The sequence below is a fragment of the Pseudomonas sp. GW821-FHT05H12 genome, assembly GCF_059419385.1.
Genome location: NZ_JBWKRS010000010.1, coordinates 79,095 through 99,512, shown reverse-complemented (window position 1 = coordinate 99,512; position 20,418 = coordinate 79,095). Strand labels below are relative to the sequence as shown.

General features: G+C 62.0%; 14 protein-coding genes. 6 read left to right on the top strand and 8 right to left on the bottom strand.

Annotated elements, in window-relative coordinates; all coding sequences use genetic code 11:
- Nucleotides 1-83: 83 nt before the first annotated feature.
- Complete coding sequence (locus AC07SU_RS11375; protein WP_494997058.1) at nt 84-2,072, bottom strand: alpha-1,4-glucan--maltose-1-phosphate maltosyltransferase; 1,989 nt, start codon at nt 2,070-2,072, stop codon at nt 84-86.
- 203 nt (nt 2,073-2,275) lie between these two features.
- Here AC07SU_RS11375 and AC07SU_RS11370 point away from each other — a divergent pair, with 203 nt between their 5' ends.
- Together AC07SU_RS11370 and AC07SU_RS11365 are read left to right on the top strand one after the other, a co-directional pair.
- The gene (locus AC07SU_RS11370) at nt 2,276-2,434 is read left to right on the top strand and encodes a hypothetical protein (protein ID WP_176998362.1); all 159 of its coding nucleotides are present in this window, start codon (nt 2,276-2,278) and stop codon (nt 2,432-2,434) included.
- Between the two features lie 218 nt (nt 2,435-2,652).
- Complete coding sequence (locus AC07SU_RS11365; protein WP_494997057.1) at nt 2,653-3,303, top strand: hypothetical protein; 651 nt, start codon at nt 2,653-2,655, stop codon at nt 3,301-3,303.
- Nucleotides 3,304-3,322: 19 nt separating this feature from the next.
- On the opposite strand, the gene AC07SU_RS11360 is transcribed toward AC07SU_RS11365, so the two are convergent.
- A complete protein-coding gene (locus AC07SU_RS11360) occupies nt 3,323-3,820 on the bottom strand; it encodes an MgtC/SapB family protein (protein WP_176998364.1) in 498 nt (165 codons plus the stop codon).
- Between the two features lie 121 nt (nt 3,821-3,941).
- On the opposite strand from AC07SU_RS11360, the gene AC07SU_RS11355 reads away from it, so the two are divergent.
- The 4 genes from AC07SU_RS11355 to AC07SU_RS11340 all read left to right on the top strand — a co-directional run bounded on the left by AC07SU_RS11355 (nt 3,942) and on the right by AC07SU_RS11340 (nt 7,906).
- Complete coding sequence (locus tag AC07SU_RS11355; RefSeq protein WP_176998365.1) at nt 3,942-4,181, top strand: DUF3203 family protein; 240 nt, start codon at nt 3,942-3,944, stop codon at nt 4,179-4,181.
- Nucleotides 4,182-4,365: 184 nt separating this feature from the next.
- Complete coding sequence (gene ccoG / locus AC07SU_RS11350; protein ID WP_494997056.1) at nt 4,366-5,781, top strand: cytochrome c oxidase accessory protein CcoG; 1,416 nt, start codon at nt 4,366-4,368, stop codon at nt 5,779-5,781.
- A gap of 158 nt (nt 5,782-5,939) precedes the next feature.
- Nucleotides 5,940-7,349, top strand: coding sequence for a GntR family transcriptional regulator MpaR (mapR, locus tag AC07SU_RS11345; RefSeq protein ID WP_176998367.1), 1,410 nt, complete (start codon nt 5,940-5,942; stop codon nt 7,347-7,349).
- A gap of 92 nt (nt 7,350-7,441) precedes the next feature.
- A complete protein-coding gene (locus tag AC07SU_RS11340; RefSeq protein ID WP_494997055.1) occupies nt 7,442-7,906 on the top strand; it encodes a hypothetical protein in 465 nt (154 codons plus the stop codon).
- Nucleotides 7,907-7,918: 12 nt separating this feature from the next.
- Here the strand turns inward: AC07SU_RS11340 and AC07SU_RS11335 are convergent, their stop codons facing one another.
- The 6 genes from AC07SU_RS11335 to AC07SU_RS11310 all read right to left on the bottom strand — a co-directional run bounded on the left by AC07SU_RS11335 (nt 7,919) and on the right by AC07SU_RS11310 (nt 20,309).
- Nucleotides 7,919-8,665, bottom strand: a complete 747-nt coding sequence (locus AC07SU_RS11335; protein ID WP_176998368.1) for an SDR family oxidoreductase — start codon at nt 8,663-8,665, stop codon at nt 7,919-7,921.
- 54 nt (nt 8,666-8,719) lie between these two features.
- Nucleotides 8,720-10,816, bottom strand: coding sequence for a putative bifunctional diguanylate cyclase/phosphodiesterase (locus AC07SU_RS11330; RefSeq protein ID WP_494997054.1), 2,097 nt, complete (start codon nt 10,814-10,816; stop codon nt 8,720-8,722).
- Nucleotides 10,817-11,240: 424 nt separating this feature from the next.
- Nucleotides 11,241-12,806 (bottom strand): efflux transporter outer membrane subunit, encoded by a 1,566-nt coding sequence (locus AC07SU_RS11325; RefSeq protein ID WP_494997053.1) that lies wholly within the window; start codon nt 12,804-12,806, stop codon nt 11,241-11,243.
- On the bottom strand, nt 12,803-15,910 hold the full coding sequence (locus tag AC07SU_RS11320; RefSeq protein WP_176998371.1) for an efflux RND transporter permease subunit: 3,108 nt from the start codon (nt 15,908-15,910) through the stop codon (nt 12,803-12,805). The genes AC07SU_RS11325 and AC07SU_RS11320 overlap by 4 nt, the downstream gene beginning before the upstream one ends.
- A complete protein-coding gene (locus AC07SU_RS11315) occupies nt 15,907-19,008 on the bottom strand; it encodes an MdtB/MuxB family multidrug efflux RND transporter permease subunit (RefSeq protein WP_176998372.1) in 3,102 nt (1,033 codons plus the stop codon). The genes AC07SU_RS11320 and AC07SU_RS11315 overlap by 4 nt, the downstream gene beginning before the upstream one ends.
- On the bottom strand, nt 19,005-20,309 hold the full coding sequence (locus AC07SU_RS11310; RefSeq protein WP_494997052.1) for an MdtA/MuxA family multidrug efflux RND transporter periplasmic adaptor subunit: 1,305 nt from the start codon (nt 20,307-20,309) through the stop codon (nt 19,005-19,007). The genes AC07SU_RS11315 and AC07SU_RS11310 overlap by 4 nt, the downstream gene beginning before the upstream one ends.
- Nucleotides 20,310-20,418 lie beyond the last annotated feature (109 nt).

The window sequence follows — 20,418 nt, the reverse complement described above, 5'->3', positions numbered from 1 at the left end:
GGCCAGAAAGGCTGGCTGATAGACCGCTATCGCAGTGATGCGGCGACCCGACAAGCCAGCTCCCACAGGGGTTCTCCATCGGCTCAGGAAACGGTGATACGCCAAATACCGAACGGCATGTGCGGCTCGATACGCATCCATTGGGTCTTGCCGTACCAGGTCCAGCGATGGCCGTTCATCAGGTCTTCGCCCTGGGTCTGGGCATCGTCGGGCAGGCCCAATTCCCACAGCGGCAACTCAAAATTCGCTTCCTGGGCGTTGTAAGGATCCAGGCTCACCGCGACGAGAATGAAGTTGCTGCCATCCTCGCTGCGCTTGCCGAAGTACAGGATGTTGTCATTCCACGCGTTGTACAGCTTGAGCCCCAGATGGGTGTGCAAGGCCGGGTTTTGCCGGCGGATGCGGTTGAGCTGGGCGATCTCGGCAATGATGTTGCCAGGGGCGGTGAAATCCCTGACGCGGATCTCGTACTTTTCCGAATCCAGGTATTCCTCTTTGCCCGGCACAGGTGCGGCTTCGCACAGCTCAAAGCCTGAATACATACCCCAGAGGCCCGAGCCCATAGTGGCCAGCGCCGCGCGGATCAAGAAACCCGGGCGGCCAGATTCGTGCAGGAAGCCTGGGTTGATATCCGGCGTGTTGACAAAAAAGTTCGGCCGGAAGCACTCGCGCCAGGGCGACTCGTTCAACTGGGTGAAATATTCGCTCAGTTCGGCCTTGGTATTGCGCCAGGTGAAATAGGTGTAGCTCTGGGAATAACCGACCTTGCCCAGCCGCGCCATCATCGCCGGGGTGGTAAAGGCTTCCGCCAGGAAGATCACCTCCGGGTGCTTGGCGCGCACGTCACTGATTAGCCATTGCCAGAACGGCAGCGGCTTGGTGTGCGGGTTGTCGACGCGAAAAGTCTTCACCCCCTCTTCCACCCAGCCCACCACGATGTCACGCAACTCAGTCCACAGGCTCGGAATCGCGTCCGCCGCATAGAAGTCGACGTTGACGATGTCCTGGTATTTCTTCGGCGGGTTTTCCGCGTATTTGATCGTGCCGTCCGGCCGCCAGTTGAACCAGCCCGGGTGCTGCTTGAGCCACGGGTGGTCCTGGGAACACTGGATAGCAAAATCCAGGGCGATTTCCAGGCCATGCTCGGCGGCGGCCTTGACCAGGCGGCGGAAGTCAGCGCGGCTGCCCAGCTGCGGGTGAATCGCCTCGTGGCCGCCGTCCTCGCTACCGATGGCGTAAGGGCTGCCCGGGTCGTCCGGCCCGGCCGTGAGGGAATTGTTGCGGCCCTTGCGGTGGCTACGCCCGATGGGGTGGATCGGCGGGAAGTACAGCACGTCGAAGCCCATGTCATGGATCATCGACAGTCGCGAGTGCACGTCATTGAAGGTGCCGTGACGGGAGGGATCGTCGGTGATCGAGCGGGGAAACAACTCGTACCAACTGGCAAATTGCGCAGCCGTACGCTCCACATCGATCGGGTACACGGTGCTGATGCTCAAGTAGGCACGGTGGTCGGCCTGGGTCATCAGGTGTGCACTGTCTTCGTGCAGGAACTGCGCGACCTGCTCGGTTTCCAGCAAGCCCGAGAGTTCATGGTGCAACAGCATCAGACGGTCGCGCAGTTCGTTGTCGCTGCGCTCGGCCGCTTGCAGCACCAGGCTGCGCCCCTCCTGCAACTCCAGGCTGACCGGCACGCCGGCCTCGTGTTTCTTGCGCAGTTCGTAGCAGAAACTGGCGAAGGTATCGATCCAGGCCTCGATGCAATATTCGTGGGGCCCAAGCGCTTCGACGGTAAACGCCCCCTCCCAGCCATTGTTGCCCACGTCAGTCATCACCACGCTGTGCCAGCTTTCATCGCGCAGCGGGCGCCAGCGGATCAAGACAGCGAGCTTGTCATGACCGTCGGCGAACACCTTGCTGGTCACGTGAACCCGCTGGCCAACCACGGCCTTGACGGCAAATTCGCCGCCGTCGATCACGGGTGTGGTGCTTTCGATGGCGATCCTGGGCAACAGCAAGGCCTGGGACAGCGGCAATATGGAATCGTCTGGAGCCAGTGTTTCAGCAGTCATCGAGCATCTTCCCCTTACGCCCTGTGGACGCTCTTTGCTTGATCCGAATTCTGATACGGCGAAGCTCTCCCTGAGCGGGCCGTCATAGGTCCGAGCCCGGGCCCCGGTTAAAAGTTCAGGTGGATGTGCCGCCATTGAGCGGGGAATCAATTCACCGCGCCGGCTGTCCACCGATAGAGCAAAGCACAAAGGAGGCCACACCGATGAATATCCCGATCCCGGCTGAAACGCCGGACCCGAATATCGACAACCCGACCCTGCCGCCCAGCGAACCAGAGCCGATTCCGGAGAAAGAACCGCCTGAAAACGAGCCGCCTGCGGTGGAGGAACCGCCGACGACAATGCCGCCCGTCATTGTTTGAAACGCTCATACACGCAGGGGCTCGGTGCTCGACGCCGGGCCCTTTTCAGCACCTGCGTATGAGAGCCGTCCTTTCACTACAATTAGCGAAATGCCTTACAGCACTATCGGTCTACACCCCGCTTTACCACGATTCGACGTCCTTATACTCGTGTGCGTAAACGCTCTGGTCAGGTTGCTGGCAGTAGCGTTTTGTTGAACTCCCACGAGGCCAAAACCATGTCGATCATCAATCCGCATTACGTCCCCCCTGCCGGTACTGGGCAAAACACCAACGTGCCGCCACGTCACTCATCACCGCCCGCCAATCTCCCGAATCCAACCCCGAGCTCTGGCCCAAACTGGTCCACACCGCCCACGCAGCCTGCCCCGGGAAAAGGGGATAAGACCGTCAATGAATTGAACGCACTGCTGACCCCGGAAAACATCGAAGAACTCATGAACAACCCCGACTCGGACAAGTCGCGTGCGATCCTCACCCAGCTCCGCCCACTCATGACCCAAGCCAATATCAGCCAATGTTTGCAAGGTCAAAATGCTGAAGCGAACGCCAAGACTCTTGAAAAAATTGGCGAGCGTCTAGACAAGAACAAGCTCGAAGCCAACCAGAATTCATGCCTCAAAGGGTTAGGTGATAAATACCTGCATCAGGCCAAATACAGAAATCTCGAAATGCTATTTAAAGCATTCGATGCGGAGCTTGGCGATTTCGCCAACTTTTTAAGCAGCTCGAATGAAAACCTGAAAAACCTCAAGACGCGAATGTTCGGGACGAAAGCTAACACCAAAGAGTTGAACGATTTCGGTGGCCGCCTGAGCAAAGGTAAAATCGAAAAGATGCGACGCGAAGGCCCAGGCGGCCAAAGCTGAGTCAATGCTTCAACCCCGCTCACGGTTCCTTTTCGAGCAGTTTGACGATCCTCGGCATCAGGCTGAAGACCGCCAGGGCCAGCAACGTACTCAGCACCGCCGTCGACTCGCGCCCCAGCCCCGCCGCCACACCGATGGCGGCCGTCATCCACAACCCGGCTGCGGTGGTCAGGCCCTTGACGTGCTGTCCCGCCTCATCCTCCTTGCCTTTGAGGATGGTGCCAGCCCCGAGGAACCCGATCCCCGCAATCACACCCTGCAACACCCGGCTCATGGCATCCGCCTGGCTGCCAGACATCTGCGGTACCAACACAAACAGGGCAGCCCCCAAGGCCACCAGCATATGGGTGCGCACCCCGGCCGCCTTGCCCTTGCTCTCTCGTTCAAACCCGAGGATGCCGCCCAGCACAGCGGCAATCAGCAGGCGCACGGTAATCTGTGTCACCTGCCGGGCATCGCCGATATCGGCGAATTCGGCCTGCAGGGTTTGCCACACTTCATGCCACCAGGCGTCCATGGATGCGTTCCTTTGTCGTTATGGGTAATGGATGGACAGCGGCGACCGTCAGTCAGTTGCCTGGAACGTTGGAGGACCTGGCCAAGCCCAATCTTTACCAGCCTGAGAAAAGGAACGTGTCATGCCTGTACGTATCGAAAGCCACACCTGCCGCTTCAAGGTCGATGAGAACGGCCAGGAACAGAGCCTGCCCGCTGAGCAAGTGACGGTGAGCACCGACAGCGCCAAAGCCATGTCATTTGTGCAACTGGGCGCCGACCGGGTGTACATCACAGAAGCCGAGGCCGACGCCTTGACCGTTGCCGGCGCCAAGGACGGGCGTAAGCACTTGAAGGCCACCGACAGTGATTCGGTGATTTGATTGATCTGTATCAGCACCTTCGTCAATGGCCTGCACCCCTTGCGACACGGGGTGCAGCACATTGTCGCAGGCGGTGAAACGCGCTTCATCTGATCCGCTTTTTATCGCAATAGCTGAGTCTGTTATGCAAACAGAGCGCCGGTCATAGTTCATTCGCCTGATGGAGGCTGATGAGCAAACGACCATGAGCGAAAGAATCCCCGTCCGAACCGTGGAAATCCATGAGCCTGCGCACCCAAAGAAGGTGAAGGCCAAATCCAGCGACAACCTGATCCATACCCGCAGTTTCACCGGCTTGTTCCGCACCTTGCGCGTCAGTGGTGCAGGCTTTCTGTTCCTGGCCTTCTTCGGCACGGTGTGGCTGAACTGGGGCGGTCGCCAGGCTGTGCTGTGGGACCTGGCTGAAAGCAAGTTCCACATCTTTGGCGCCACCTTCTGGCCCCAGGACTTCATTCTGCTGTCAGCCCTGTTGATCATCTGTGCCTTTGGCCTGTTTGCGATCACCGTGTTTGCCGGGCGTGTGTGGTGCGGCTACACCTGCCCGCAAAGTTCGTTCACCTGGCTGTTCATGTGGTGCGAAAAGGTCACCGAGGGCGAGCGCAACCAACGCATCAAACTGCAGGCCGCGCCCTGGAGCCTGAACAAACTGGCACGGCGCTCGGCCAAGCACACCTTGTGGCTGGGCATCAGCGTGTTGACCGGCCTGACGTTTGTCGGCTACTTCACCCCCGTGCGCCCCCTGGCTGAAGAGCTACTGACCTGGCAAATGGGCGGCGTAAGCCTGTTCTGGGTGCTGTTCTTTACCGGCGCCACCTACATCAATGCCGGCTGGCTGCGTGAAGCAGTGTGTATGCACATGTGTCCGTATGCGCGATTCCAAAGCGTGATGTTCGACAAGGACACCCTGACCATTTCCTACGATGTGGCCCGTGGCGAAAACAGAGGCCCGCGCAAACGCGAGGTCAAGCCCGCCGACGTCGGCCTGGGTGACTGCATCGACTGCCAGCTGTGCGTGCAGGTGTGCCCCACCGGTATCGACATCCGGGACGGCCTGCAAATGGAGTGCATCGGCTGCGCCGCCTGCATCGATGCCTGCGATTCGATCATGGACAAGATGGGTTACGCCCGTGGCCTGGTCAGCTACACCTCCGAACATCAGTTGCAAGGTGGCAAGACTCACCTGCTCAGGCCACGCCTGATCGGCTACAGTGCGGTGCTGCTGGTGATGATTGCGGCGTTGGTGGTGGCGTTGATCGAACGACCAATGGTGTCGCTGGACGTGACCAAGGACCGTGGCATGTTCCGTGAGAACAGCCAGGGCATGATCGAAAACATCTACAGCCTCAAGGTCATCAACAAGACCCAGCAACGCCAGGACTACCGCCTGGAACTGGTGGACGCCGAAGGCTTCCAGCTGCAGGGCAAGACCGAGATCAGCTTGGCCCCGGGGGAAATCAGCGATGTGCCGGTGTCGGTGGCGCTGCTGGCCGACAAGCCGGCGAGCAGTTCGCAGACGTTGCGCTTCAAGGTCACGGATGTGGATGAGCCGTGGATCTACAGTGCCGCCGACAGCCGCTTTGTGGCGCCATTGAACCGCTGAGGTCTATCCAAATCTGTGAAAATCCAACTGTGGGAGCGGGCTTGCCCGCGATAGCGTCAGGTCAGCCAGCACTGCCGTCGGATGTGCCGCCGTCATCGCAGGCAAGCCAGCTCCCACATGTTGCCCGGCGTCAATTTCAACACGTTAATTAGGCCCCCATGAAACGCTACGAAAAATTCGCCGATGACATCGCAGAACTGATCCGCTCCGGGGTGCTTGGCCCCGGCCAGCGCGTGCCGTCGGTGCGCTATGCCAGCCAGACCTACGGCGTCAGCCCGTCCACGGTGTTCCAGGCCTACTACCTGCTGGAGCGGCGCGGGCTGATTCGCGCACGGCCGCGTTCGGGCTACTTTGTGAATACCCATGCGCCCAGCCCGTTTTCCGAACCGGTGGTAAGCGAACAGGTGCACGAGTCCACCGAAGTCGACGTCAGCGAACTGGTGTTCTCGGTGCTCGACTCGATCAAGGACCCGAACACCGTGCCGTTCGGCTCGGCGTTCCCCAGCCCCATGCTGTTCCCGCTGCCGCGCCTGGCCCGCTCCCTGGCCAGCGCCAGCCGCGAGATGGACCCGCGCCTGGTGGTCACCGATATGTCGCCGGGCAACCCGCAACTGCGTCGGCAGATCGCCCTGCGCTACATGGTCGGCGGCCTGATGCTGCCGATGGAAGAACTGCTGATCACCAATGGCGCCCTGGAGGCCCTCAACCTGTGCTTACAAGCGGTGACGGAACCCGGCGACCTGGTGGCGATTGAAGCGCCGGCGTTCTACGCCTGCCTGCAGGTACTGGAGCGCTTGAAACTCAAAGCCGTGGAAATCCCCGTGCACCCGCGCGACGGCATTGACCTCAACGCCCTGGCCCAAAGCCTCGAGCGCTACCCGATCAAGGCATGCTGGACCATGACCAGCTTCCAGAACCCCATGGGCGCCACCCTGCCGGAAGCCAAGAAACAAGCGTTGGTGGAGCTGCTGCGCAGCCATCAGGTACCGCTGATCGAAGACGATGTGTACGCCGAGCTGTATTACGGGCAGCAGGCGCCCAAGCCGGCCAAGGCCTTTGACACTGAAGGGTTGGTGATGCATTGCGGCTCGTTCGCCAAGAGCCTGGCCCCGGGCTACCGCGTGGGCTGGGTGGCGGCCGGGCGCTTTGCGCAGAAAGTCGAGCGCCTGAAGCTGATGACCTCGTTGTGCCCCTCAATGCCGGCCCAGGCGGCGATTGCCGACTACCTGCAACATGGCGGGTATGACCGGCACTTGCGCAAATTGCGCTACGCCCTGGAAGAACAGCAAAGTGCGATGCTGGCGGCGATTGCCCGTTACTTCCCGGCGCAGACCCGGGTCAGCCAGCCGGCCGGAGGCTATTTCCTGTGGCTGGAACTGCCGGAGCAGACCGACTCGCTGAAACTGTTCCAGATGGCGTTGGCCCAAGGCATCAGCATCGCACCAGGGCCGATCTTCTCGGCGACCCAGCGCTTTCGCAACTGCATTCGCCTGAACTATGGCAGCCCATGGACCGAGGCATCGGAGAAAGCGATGGAGACATTGGGGCGGATCGTGCGGTCATTTTGAGCCGGAACCGAATCAAGGAAATGGCCACACAGGAGGGCGCATTCTTCTCTTATTGAAGATTGCACCTTCCCTGGTTCAATGTTGAGTTCCCCATGAGCATGCCTATTCGCACGGGCCTTCCACGGTCACCCATCCCCCCCAACTACATGCGTGCAGCCGAACAGAAACAAGTGCGCGAGATGACCAGCCCGATGGGACGCCCGGCCGGCGACCATCGCTCGGCAGAACGGATCATCGAACAAAGCCCGGTGCTGAGGCGCTTACTGGACAACCACGACAACTACCACGTGCTTGATGAATTGATGATGCAGGTCGGTAATTGGACCGAGGCTAACCCTGACCCGAAATCCCGGGCCAACGCGGCCTACGACCTAGACAAAGTCTTGCGTTTCATCGACAACGTCGACGATCGCGCCCTCAGTTGCAGCCGAAACCGCAATGGCTATATCGACGGTTTTTGCACAAATGGCTATGGCACCGCCCACAACTCGGAGGCCCGCCTGTTGCAGGCCTTTTCCTATAAAGGCTACGAGATTCTGCGCTACCTGCCGACCTGACCACCCACGCCCTTAGCGGCCGCCGCCCAAATCCAGAAAGGTGCCGGTGGTATACGAGGCTTTGTCCGACAGCAACCAGATAATCGCCTCGGCCACTTCATCCGGGCGCCCGCCGCGCGCCATGGGGATGCCCGACTCGAGTTTGCTGACACGGTCCGGATCGCCACTGAGGGCATGGAAGTCAGTAAAGATATAGCCAGGACGTACGGCGTTGACCCGAATGCCCTCACCTGCCACTTCCTTGGACAGGCCCACGGTGAAGGTGTCGAGCGCGCCTTTGGACGCGGCATAGTCGACGTACTCGCCCGGCGACCCCAGGCGCGCCGCGACCGACGACACGTTGACAATGCTGCCGCCCTGCCCGCCATGCTTTGGCGACATGCGCAGCACCGCATGCTTGGCACACAGGATCGGCCCCAGCACGTTGGTCTTCATGATCTTGAGAATGCGGAACTCGGACATTTCATCGACCCGCGACTTATGCCCCACGGTACCGGCATTGTTGACCAGCGCAGTGACTCGGCCCAGCTCGGCATCGACGCGGTGGAACAGGCCGATCACTTCATCCTCGATGCTCACATCGGCGCGCACAGTGATCGCCTGGGCACCCAGCGCACGGACCTGCTCCAGCACGCGATGGGCCGCCTCTTCGTCAGACTGGTAGTTGATGCAGATGCGATAGCCCTGGCGCGCCGCCAGCAAGGCCGTCTCGGCGCCAATCCCACGACTGCCCCCGGTGATGATGACGACTTTGTCCATGCGTGTGGTCTCCTGATTCAACCTGATGTGTATGGCTGGATCCAAGAATACCTGTCACGCACGGCTTTTGTCAGGGGCTACGGCGTCTTCGGCGCGCTGGATATCGGCCATGAATCCATCGGCAGGCAGCGGGTGCCCCAACAGGTAGCCTTGCAGGGAATTACACCCCAGGCGCGTCAGGAAGTTCTGCTGCACATCGGTCTCCACGCCTTCGGCCACAATACGCAGGCCCAGGGCCTGACCCAGGGCAACAATGGCCGAAACGATGGCGGCGTCGTCGCTGTCGTGCTCCAGGTCGCGCACGAAGCCCCGGTCAATCTTCAACTCGTTGGCCGGCAGGCGCTTGAGGTACATAAGGCTGGAGTAGCCGGTACCGAAATCATCGATGGACAGGTCGACGCCCATGTCGGAGAGCTGTTGCAACACCGTCATGCTCGCGTCGGCGTCGCTCATGGCGGTGGTCTCGGTGATTTCCAGGGTCAGGCTGTTGGCCGGCAACTGGTGACGCTCCAGTGCAGTGGCCACGCTCTTGACCAGCCCGGCGTGACAGAACTGCAAGGCCGACAGGTTCACCGCAATGCGCCAGTCCTCATAGCCCTGGGCGTACCACAGCGCCATCTGGCGACAGGCTTCGTTGAGCACCCATTCGCCAATCGGAATGATCAGCCCGGTCTTTTCCGCCAGCTCGATAAACATCGCCGGCAACAACAGGCCCTGTTGCGGATGCTCCCAACGCAACAAGGCCTCGGCGCCCACCGCGATACCACTGACCGCGTCGAACTTGGGCTGGTAATACAAACGGAATTGCTCGTGCTCGACGGCATTGCGTAAGTCCTGCAGCAGTTGCAGTTGCTTGCGCGCATTGGTGTTCATCGACACATCGAAGAAGCTGTAGCCGTTCTTGCCCATGCCCTTGGCGTGGTACATCGCGGCATCGGCGTTCATCAACAGTTCCTGGGGGTTGTTGCCGTTCCCCGGGAACATGGCAATGCCGACGCTGGCCGAAATCTTCAATTCGTGTTCGGCCACCTTGAACGCGCGATTGATCAGGCCCACCTGGCGCTCGGCCAGGCCCATGGCGTCATCGGGCTGGCTCAGTTGCACCAGCAGCACGAATTCATCGCCGCCGATACGCGCCAGGGTGTCCTGACCGCGTAGGTCTTCCCGCAGGCGCAGGCCGACTTCGCGCAGCAACTGGTCGCCCATGTGGTGACCGAAGGCGTCGTTGACCGGCTTGAAGCCATCCAGGTCGATAAACATCAGCGCAAAGCAACCGCCCTGCTCCTTCACTGCCTGAATGGCCTGCTGGATACGGTCGGCCAACAAGGTGCGATTGGGCAGGCCAGTGAGCATGTCGTGCAGCGCCAGGTGAGTCAGTTCCTGGTTGGCCAGGGTCAGGGAATCGGCCAGCACCGCCGTGCGGGCTTCCAGGCGAGCGTCGAGCAACGAGGTCAGCAGTGCGATGATCAACACCGCCAACGAGGTCACCAACACCACGTTGTCCAGGCCTTTACCGCTCAAGCCGGTCAGCGCCGCGCCACAGAAACTCTCGTCGGCAAAGCGTGCGGCGGCCATGCCGGTGTAGTGCATGCCGACGATCGCCACGCCCATTACCACCGCCGCGCCGCCGCGCGCCAGGCGCACGTACGGGGTGTTGCGCCGCAAGTTGTGGGCGATCCACAGCGCTGCGCCGGACGCCACCACGGCGATCAGCAACGAGGCGCCAAACAGCGTGGGGTCGTAGTCAATGCCGGGGGTCATGCGCATGGCGGCCATGCCGGTGTAGTGCATGGTGCTGATGCCGGCGCCCATGACCAATGCGCCAAACGCCAGTTGCCAGGCGAGCAGGCGGGGTTGGTTGATCAGCCATAATGCGAAGCCGCTGGAGAGCACCGCGATCAACAGCGACAGCGCGGTAATGCCCACGTCAAAGCCCAGGGCGAACGGCAGGCGCAACGCCAACATGCCGATAAAGTGCATGGACCACACGCCCACCCCCATCGCCACGGCCCCGCCGGTCATCCACAGGTACACCGCGCGGCCTTTGGTGGTCGCGATGCGACCGGCCAGGTCCAGGGCGGTATAGGACGCCAGGATCGCGACGAACAAGGAGATCACGACAAGAGAGGGAGAATAACTACCGATGAGCATGGGACTTCTCAAAACCGACGGGCCTGAAAAGCCCGTGCCAGGTGGCAAAGCGAGCGATTGTAGCGAGAATAATTCTTGTACAGTTGAATTATTAGCGTATAGCCATCACTGGCATTTTGACGTCAATCTACCGACTCAAAACCGAAGGAAATTCGGCGCGAAATTGAATCCAAATATGGGGTTTGTGTGGGAACTGGCTTGCCTGCGATAGCGGTGCATCAGCTACCGCAAAGTCGACTGGACCACCGCGATCGCCGGCAAGCCGGCTCCTACAGGGGGTCGGTGGTGTACCCAGTTTCCCGGCCGGGCATAGATCCAAATGTGGGAGCTGGCTTGCCTGCGATAGCATCGCCTCGTTGCACCTGACCACCGAGTCGCCTGTATCGCAGGCAAGCCAGCTCCCACACAAGCCCGGCTCCCACACTCAGTCAGTCTTCACATCCGTGTTGCCATCCCAACCGCCACCCAGCGCGGCGATCAGTTGCACACTGGCCACCAATCGAGTCTGCAGCAGGGTCAGCACCGTGCGCTCGTTGCTCAGGGCCGTGGCCTGTACGGTAACCACATCCAGGTAGGCGATCAGGCCGGCCTTGTACTGGTTCTGGGTCAGGCGCAGGGATTCACGTGCTGCGGCCAGCGCTTCGTTGCTGACCACGGCCTCGTCTTCCAGCACCTTGAGCTGCACCATGTAGTTTTCCACTTCACGGAAGCCGTCGAGCACGGTCTGGCGGTACTTGGCCACGGTTTCGTCATAGCTGGCGATGCTGCGGTCGACTTCGGCCGAACGCTGGCCGCCGTCGAACAGGGTCATGGCCAGTTTGGGCCCCACCGACCAGAAACGGTTCGGCAGGCTGATCCAGTCGGCATAGGTGCTGCTCGAATAGCCGCCGGCCAGGCTCAGGGTCAGGTCCGGGTAGTAAGCAGCCTTGGCCACGCCAATGTTGGCGTTGGCGGCGATCACCGAACGTTCGGCCGAGGCGATGTCCGGGCGGCGTTCCAGCAGCTGCGACGGCACGCTCGCCGGAATCTGCGGCAGCGCCGGGATGCTTTGGCTGACGGCCAGGTTGAAGTTGGCCGGCGCCTCGCCGATCAACACCGCGATGGCGTTTTCCAGCTGGGCGCGCTGCCAGATCAGGTCGATCAGGCTGGCCTGGGTGGTCTTGAGCTGGGTTTGCGCCTGGGCGATGGCGTCCTTGCCGGAAATGCCGGCACGGTATTGGTTTTCGGTCATGGTCAGCGAACGCTGGTAGGCGTCCAATGTGGCTTGCAGCAGACGGGTCTGTTCGTCCATGACTCGCAGTTGCAGGTAGTCCTGCACCAGTTCCGATTGCTGGCTCAGGCGCATCGCCGCCAGGTCCGCCGAGCTGGCTTCGGCCGTGGCTTCATTGGCTTCCAGGCCTCGGCGCAGCTTGCCCCAGACGTCGGCTTCCCAACTCACACCCAGTTGAGCATTGAGGGTGTCACGGATACCGCTGCTGGAACTGCTCAGGCTGGCGTTACTGCTGCCAGTGCCCTGGCTGGCGCGGGTTTTACCGGCGCTCAGGTCCACCGTCGGGAAAAACGCGCCACGGGCACTGCGCACTTGGGCCTGGGCCTGGCGAAAGCGCGCTTCGGCCTGGGCGACGGTCTGGTTGGAAGTGTTCAGGCGCACCACCAGGTCATTGAGCTGAGGGTCGCCGTAGAGCTCCCACCAGGCGCCACGGGCCAGGGAGTCGCTGGGGGTGGCTTGGCGCCAGCCCTGGGCTTCCTTGAATTGCGCCGGTTCGATGACGTCCGGGCGTTTGTAGTCGGGGCCGATGGCGCAGGCGCTGAGCAGCAGGGCCAACACGACGGTAGGAACGAACTTACTCGCGAAGGTGGTCAACGAGAATGCGCTCAATCCGCAGGTACGCGGTGCATGGGCGTTTTTCGCCGGCAAGCCGGCTCCTACAGGAAAATGCATCGGAGCGGCAAACAGATGCGGTGCATTGGCAGGTGTTGAATCGGTCATAGCGCAGTGTCCAAGGCAGCATCGGTCCGCACGCCGCGCCAGGCATTGAAGCGATGGCGTGCGCGGTCTAGATAGAGGTAAACCACCGGGGTGGTGTAAAGGGTCAGGATCTGGCTGAACACCAGGCCACCGATAATGGTCAGGCCCAGGGGCTGGCGCATTTCGGCGCCATCGCCGGCGCCGAGCAGCAACGGCAATGCGCCGAGGATCGCCGCCAGGGTGGTCATCAGGATCGGCCGCAGACGCAGCAGGCAGGCACTGCGGATCGACTCCAGCGGGCTCATGCCATCGTGGCGTTCCAGTTGCAGCGCCAGGTCGATCATCAGGATCGCGTTTTTCTTCACCACGCCGATCAGCAGGAACAAGCCCAACAGCGAGATCAGGCTGAACTCGCCGCCCAACAGGTAGATGGACAGCAGCGCCCCCACCCCCGCCGACGGCAAGGTGGACAGGATGGTCAACGGATGAATGTAGCTTTCGTACAGGATGCCCAGCACCAGGTACACCGCCACCAGCGCGCCGAGGATCATGAACGGCTGGCCCTTCTGGGTCGCCGCAAACGCATCGGCGGTGCCGGCCATCTTGGCGATCACGTCTTCCGGCAAGCCGACCTTGGCCACCGCCCGTTCGATGGCGGCCATGCCCTGCTCCACCGTCACGCCGGGCGCCATATCGAAGGCAATGTTCTGCGAAGCGAACTGGCCCTCATGGCGCACGGTGTCATCGGCCAGGCTGTTTTCGTAATGGGCGATGGTCGACAGCGGAATCCGCGCGCCCGTGGAGGTGATGACCTGCACCTGGTTGAGGGTGATCGGGTCCTTGGCATAAAGCGGGTTGACCTCCATCACCACCTGGTACTGGTTGAGGCTGTCGTAGATGGTCGAGATCTGCCGTTGGCTGTAGGCGTTGTTGAGCACCGAGGTGACCATGGCCATGTCCACCCCGAGGCGCTTGGCCTGGTCGCGGTCCACGATCAGCGTGACCTGCGCTGCGCCGCGTCCTTCACGGGCGTCGATGGCGGTCAGCTCAGGCAACGTATGGAACGCGGCCACCACCTTCGGGTACCACTCGCGCAGCGCCGCCAGGTCACCGCTCTGCAGGATGTAGGAATACTGCGCGCTGCTCTGGTCACGGCTGCCACCAAACTGCAGGTCCTGGTCGGCCATCAGGAACAACCGCCCGCCCGGCACCAGTGGCACGTCCTTGCGCAGGCGCTCGATCACCGCCTGGGCGGAAATCTTGCGCTCGCTGATGGGCTTGAGGCGCACCAGCATCACCGCGTTATTGGTGCCGTTGTTGCCACCAATGAAGCCGGCCACGCTGAGCACCGCCGGGTCCTTGAGCACAGCCTGGCGAAAGGTTTCCATCTTCGGCTGCATCACGCCGAACGACAGGCCGTCGTCACCGCGCACAAAACCGATCAACTGCCCGGTGTCCTGCTGCGGCATGAACGTCTTCGGCACCACCACATACAGGGCGACGTTGACGCCAATCGTCAGCAACAGACTGAACAAGGTCAGGCGCCGGTGGCGCAACACCCAGTCAAGGCTGGTGGCATAACCGGCGACCATACGGTCGTTGACCTTCTGGCTCCAGCGTTGCAGGCCGGTCATCTGGCCTTTGATATGCGGCTTGAGCCAGCGTGCGCAGAGCATCGGCGTCAGCGTCAGCGACACCACCAGCGACACGATGATCGCCGCCGACAGCGTGATGGAAAACTCGCGGAACAGGTTGGTGACAATCCCGCCCATGAACAGGATCGACAGGAACACCGCCACCAGCGACACGTTCATCGACAGCAAGGTAAACCCGACTTCCTGGGCGCCCAGGTACGCCGCCTTCATCGGCGGCACGCCCTCGTCGATATGCCGAGAAATGTTCTCCAGCACCACGATGGCGTCATCCACCACCAGGCCGGTGGCCAGGATCAGCGCCATCAGCGAGAAGTTGTTCAGCGAGAAGCCAAACAGGTACATCACCGCAAAAGTGCCCACCAGCGACACCGGCACCGCCAGCGTCGGAATCAGCGAGGCGCGGAAGTTGCCCAGGAACAGGTAGACCACCAGGATCACCAGCGCCACGGCAATCAGCAGGGTCATTTCGGCTTCATGCAAGGTCGCGGTGATCACCGGCGAGCGGTCCATCGCCAGGCTCAGCTTGACGCTGCTCGGCAGCACCGCCTGCAAGGCCGGCAATTGCGCCTTGATCTGCCGTACGGTCTCGATGATGTTGGCGCCGGACTGGCGGTTGATCACCAGCAGCACCGCCGCATCATTGTTGAAGAAGCCGCTGTTGTAGCGGTCTTCCACGCCGTCGCTGATCTTGGCCACATCCCCCAGGCGCAAGGCGGCGCCGTTCTGGTAGCGAATCAGCAGCGGCTCGTAGTCCTTGGCTTTTTCCAGTTGGTCGTTGGCCTGGATCTGCCAGTTGCGCTCGCTGTCTTCCAGGGAACCTTTAGGCCGGCGCTGGTTGGCGTTGGCGATGGTATTGCGCACGTCGTCGAGGGCTACGCCGTATTGGTCGAGGGCCTTGGGCTGCAACTCGATGCGCACGGCGGGCAACGAACTGCCGCCGATCTGCACTTCGCCCACGCCCGGCACCTGGGACAGGCTTTGGGACAGGATGGTCGAGGCCAGGTCGTACAACTCGCCCTTGGGCAGCACGTCCGAGGTCAGCGACAGCACCATGATCGGCGCCTGGGACGGGTTGATCTTCTTGTAGGTGGGCATGCTGCGCATGCCACTGGGCAACAGGTTGCGCGATGCATTGATCGCCGCCTGCACTTCCCGCGCCGCCCCGTTGATGTCCCGGTCGGAGTCGAACGCCAGGATCACCCGCGTGGAGCCCTGGCTCGACGAGCTGCTCATGGTGGTGATGCCGGCAATCGAGCCGAAGGAGCGCTCCAGCGGCGTGGCCACGGTGGACGCCATCACCTCGGGGCTGGCCCCGGGCAAGCTGGCCGACACCACGATCACCGGGAAGTCGATCTGCGGCAACGGCGAGACCGGCAACAAGTTGAAGCTCACGCCGCCCAGCAACATGATCGCCAGGCTCAGCAGCATGGTAGCTACCGGCCGGCGAATGAAAGGTCCGGACAGGTTCATGACTCAACCGGCTCCAGGCTTTGCGGCTCTTTGCGCCAGCGCCGGCCCAGACGATCGAAGTACAGGTAGATGACCGGCGTGGTGAACAGGGTCAGTACCTGGCTCACCAGCAGGCCGCCGACCATCACCAGGCCCAGGGGCTGGCGCAACTCCGCGCCGGAACCGGTGGCCAGCATCAACGGCACCGCGCCGAACAAGGCCGCCAGCGTGGTCATCAGGATCGGCCGGAAGCGCAACAGCGCCGCCTGGTAGATCGCGGTCTGCGGGTCCAGGCCCTGGTTGCGTTCGGCGTCGAGGGCGAAGTCGATCATCATGATCGCGTTCTTCTTCACGATACCGATCAGCAAGATGATGCCGATGATCGCGATCATGCCCAGGTCATTGCCGCTGAGCAGCAACGCCAATAGCGCCCCCACGGCGGCCGACGGCAAGGTCGAGAGAATGGTGATCGGGTGGATATAACTCTCGTAGAGCACGCCGAGCACGATGTACATGGTGACCACTGCCGCCAGGATCAGCAGCAAGGTGCTCGACAACGAGGCTTCGAACGCCTGGGCCGCGCCCTGGAACTGGGTCTGCACGCCCACCGGCATGCCGATGTCCTTCTGGGTCTGGTTAATCAGCTCCACGCCTTTGCCCAGCGCCACGCCGGGGGCCAGGTTGAACGACATCATCACTGCCGGGAACTGGCCGATATGCGCGACGGCCAACTGTGCCTGGCGCTGCTCCACATGCGCCAGGCTGGACAGGCGCACCTGCCCGCCGTCGGTGGTTTTCACATGAATCTGGTTCAGCGCGGCCGGGCCGAGGGTTTCGCCGGACTGGGCCTGCAACACCACGCGGTACTGGCTGGCCTGGGTGTAAATCGTAGAAATCTGCCGCTGGCCGAAGGCGTCGTACAGCGCATCAGTGATGGTCGACACACTCACGCCCAGCCGCGAAGCCGCGTCGCGGTCGATCACCAGGAACACTTGCAGGCCCTTGTCCTGCAGGTCGCTGGCCACATCGGTCAGTTCCGGCAATTGGCTCAACGCATGCACCAGCTTGTCACTCCACAGCGCCAGCAGGTCGGCGTCAGGCGAGGACATGCTGAACTGGTACTGGGTACGGCTGACGCGGTCTTCGATGGTCAGGTCCTGCACCGGCTGCATGAACAGGCGGATGCCCACCAGCTTGTCGATTTCCGGCTGCAGGCGCGTGATCACCTGGGCGGCGCTCAAGTCGCGCTGGCCGTGGGGCTTGAGGTTGATCAGCAGGCGACCGCTGTTGAGGGTGGCGTTATCACCGTCCACACCAATGTAAGAAGACAGGCTTTCCACGGCCGGGTCGGCCAGGATGATCTTGGCCAGCTCCTGCTGGCGCTGGCTCATGGCCGCAAACGAGATCGACTGCGGTGCCTCGGAAATGCCCTGGATGACGCCGGTGTCCTGCACCGGGAAGAAGCCCTTGGGCACCACCAGGTACAGGAACACGGTGAGGCCCAGGGTGGCGATGGCCACCAGCAGGGTCAGCGGCTGGTGCTTGAGCACCCACTGCAATTTGCGCCCGTAGGCTTCGATCAGCCAATCGATCCACGCGCCGCTGGCCTTGTAGAAACGCCCCTGCTCTTCTTCCTTGGGCTCACGCTTGAGCAAGCGCGCGCACATCATCGGTGTAAGGGTCAGGGACACCACCAGGGAAATAAGGATGGCGACTGCCAGGGTGATGGCAAATTCGCGGAACAGGCGCCCGACCACATCGGCCATGAACAGCAACGGGATCAATACGGCGATCAGCGACAAGGTCAGGGACACCAGGGTAAAGCCGATCTGCTTGGCGCCCTTGAGCGCGGCGGCCAGCGGCGTCTCGCCTTCCTCGATGTAGCGGGAGATGTTCTCCAGCATCACGATGGCGTCGTCCACCACGAACCCGGTGGCGATGGTCAGGGCCATCAGCGTCAGGTTGTTGATGGAGAACCCCGCCAGGTACATCACGCCAAAGGTGCCCACCAGCGACAACGGCACGGCGATGGACGGAATGATCGTGGCGCTGAAACGGCGCAGGAACAGGAACGTCACCATCACCACCAGGGCAATGGCGATCAGCAATTCGTGTTGTACATCGGTGACCGAGGCGCGGATGGTCTGGGTGCGGTCGGTGAGCACCGTCACGTCAAGGCCTGCGGGCAGGTTGTCGGTGATGCTCGGCAGCAGCGCCTTGATGCGGTCCACCACTTCAATCACGTTGGCGCCCGGCTGGCGCTGGATATTGAGCAGCACGGCCTGATTTTCATTGGCCCAGGCGGCGAGGCGTTCGTTCTCGGCGCCGTCGACGATCTGTGCCACGTCCTTCAGACGCAACGGCGCACCGTTGTTGTAGGCCAGGATCAGCTCGGCGTACTGCTGGGGCGAGACCAACTGATCGTTGGCATCGAGCATCGACACGCGAGTGGGGCCGTCAAAGTTGCCCTTGGGCTGGTTGACGTTGGACGCGGCGATCAGGGTACGCACATCCGACAGGTTCAAACCATTGGCCGCCAGGGCCTCCGGGTTGACCTTGATGCGCACGGCCTGGCGCTGGCCACCGGCGATGCTGACCATGCCGACGCCGCTGATCTGTGCAATTTTTTGCGCCATGCGCGTGTCGACCAGGTCATTGAGCTTGGGCAACAGCATGGTCTTGGAGGTAATCGCCAGGGTCAGCACCGGCGTATCGGCCGGGTTGACCTTGTTGTACACCGGTGGCGCGGGCAAGTCCTTGGGCAGCAGGTTGGTGGCGGCGTTGATCGCGGCCTGTACCTGTTGCTCGGCGACATCCATGTTGATGTCGAGGTTGAAACGCAGGGTCAGCACCGAAGCGCCGCCCGAGCTGGTGGACGCCATCTGCGTCAGCCCGGGCATTTGTCCGAACTGGCGTTCGAGGGGCGCGGTGACCGCACTGGTCATCACGTCCGGGCTGGCGCCGGGGTACAGGGTCATCACTCGGATCGTCGGGTAATCCACCTGGGGCAGAGCCGACACCGGCAGCAAGCGGTACGCGATGATGCCGGCCAGGACAATGGCCAGCATGCTCAGCGTGGTAGCAACCGGGCGAAGGATAAACAGCCGCGACAGGTTCATGAACCGACCTTTTGCGCCTTGCCGGCGCTGGCGCCGGTCTCCCCTTTCGCCGCAGGCTTGCCTTGCAGGTGTTCGGTCGGGGTGGTCGGCACTTCGCTGCTGTCATTGACCACTTCGATCTCGCTGCCGTCCTTCAAGCGGTCGGTACCTTCCAGCACCACGCGGTCGCCCGCGGCCAGGCCTTCCTTGATCACGGTGTTGTCGCCATCGCTGTCGCCGATCACCAGGGGCTGGACCTTGACCTTCTTGTCGCCGTCGAGCTTGTAGACGAAGGTACCGTTGTTGCCGAACTGGATGGCGGCAGACGGTGCCAGCACTGCGTTGTGCAGGGTGTCGGCAAGCAGGTGCACGTTGACGAACTGGTTGGGGAACAGCGCCTGGTCCTTGTTATCGAAACGGCCCTTGAACTTCAGGGTGCCGGTGGTCACGTCGATCTGGTTGTCGAGGCTTTGCAGCACGCCGGTTGCCTGTTGTTTGACGTCGCCTCGGTCCCAGGCTTCAACGGGCAGTTTGTTGCCGGCGTGGTAGCGGGTGAGCACGGTGTCCAGGGTGTTTTCCGGCAGGGTGAAGACCACGCTGATGGGCTGGGTCTGGGTGATCACGGCGAGGAAGGTGGTGTCGTTGGCCGCCACCAGATTGCCCACATCGACCTGACGCAGGCCGACACGGCCGCTGATCGGCGCGCGGATCTTGGTGAATTCGAGGTTGAGCTTGGCGTCGTCCACCGCGCCCTGGTTGGTCTTGACCGTGCCCTGGTATTGCAGGACCAGCGCTTCGGCGGTGTCTAGGGTCTGTTTGGCGATGCTGTCCTGGGCGTACAGGTCGCGGTAACGCTGCACGTCGACCTGGGCGTTCTTCAACTGCGCCTGGTTCTGCAATAGCGTGCCCTGGGCCTGGAGCAAGGCGTTCTGGTAGCTGCGCGGGTCGATTTCCGCCAACAGGTCACCGGCCTTGACCATCTGCCCTTCTTCAAAGGCGATCTTCACCAGTTCGCCACCCACCCGGCTGCGCACATTGATGGTGTTGAGCGCCGTCACCGTGCCCAACGCCTTGTAGTACACCGGGAAGTCACCCAATACCGCCGGCGCCACGCGCACCGGAATCGGGCCGGTGGAACCGCCGAAGCCCGGGCGCATCATCCCCGACTTGCCAGCGCGCTCGGCCGGTTTCTTGGCGGCGGCGTCCTTGTGGCTGGCGGGCCAGAATTTCCAGCACAGGCCGGCGATGACCAGCAGCACGAGCAGGCCGAACAGCCAGCGGCGGGAATTGCGGGGGGAGGATTGCATGGAATGATCAACCATTGGGCGCGAGAGCTTCTTCTTTGGGAGGCTGAAAGATAAGCACTGGTGCGCATTTAGAAAAGCGCCTTTACCGGCTATTTACCTTGGACTTACAACTTTTAACTTCTGA

Excerpts from the sequence above, each read along its gene's own strand:
- ccoG (WP_494997056.1), top strand. The coding sequence starts at position 4,366 with ATGAGCGAAAGAATCCCCGTCCGAACCGTGGAAATCCATGAGCCTGCG.
- AC07SU_RS11320 (WP_176998371.1), bottom strand. The coding sequence starts at position 15,910 with ATGAACCTGTCCGGACCTTTCATTCGCCGGCCGGTAGCTACCATGCTG.
- AC07SU_RS11355 (WP_176998365.1), top strand. The coding sequence starts at position 3,942 with ATGCCTGTACGTATCGAAAGCCACACCTGCCGCTTCAAGGTCGATGAG.
- AC07SU_RS11375 (WP_494997058.1), bottom strand. The coding sequence starts at position 2,072 with ATGACTGCTGAAACACTGGCTCCAGACGATTCCATATTGCCGCTGTCC.
- AC07SU_RS11365 (WP_494997057.1), top strand. The coding sequence starts at position 2,653 with ATGTCGATCATCAATCCGCATTACGTCCCCCCTGCCGGTACTGGGCAA.
- AC07SU_RS11360 (WP_176998364.1), bottom strand. The coding sequence starts at position 3,820 with ATGGACGCCTGGTGGCATGAAGTGTGGCAAACCCTGCAGGCCGAATTC.
- AC07SU_RS11310 (WP_494997052.1), bottom strand. The coding sequence starts at position 20,309 with ATGGTTGATCATTCCATGCAATCCTCCCCCCGCAATTCCCGCCGCTGG.
- AC07SU_RS11315 (WP_176998372.1), bottom strand. The coding sequence starts at position 19,008 with ATGAACCTGTCGCGGCTGTTTATCCTTCGCCCGGTTGCTACCACGCTG.
- AC07SU_RS11340 (WP_494997055.1), top strand. The coding sequence starts at position 7,442 with ATGAGCATGCCTATTCGCACGGGCCTTCCACGGTCACCCATCCCCCCC.
- mapR (WP_176998367.1), top strand. The coding sequence starts at position 5,940 with ATGAAACGCTACGAAAAATTCGCCGATGACATCGCAGAACTGATCCGC.
- AC07SU_RS11330 (WP_494997054.1), bottom strand. The coding sequence starts at position 10,816 with ATGCTCATCGGTAGTTATTCTCCCTCTCTTGTCGTGATCTCCTTGTTC.
- AC07SU_RS11370 (WP_176998362.1), top strand. The coding sequence starts at position 2,276 with ATGAATATCCCGATCCCGGCTGAAACGCCGGACCCGAATATCGACAAC.
- AC07SU_RS11335 (WP_176998368.1), bottom strand. The coding sequence starts at position 8,665 with ATGGACAAAGTCGTCATCATCACCGGGGGCAGTCGTGGGATTGGCGCC.
- AC07SU_RS11325 (WP_494997053.1), bottom strand. The coding sequence starts at position 12,806 with ATGACCGATTCAACACCTGCCAATGCACCGCATCTGTTTGCCGCTCCG.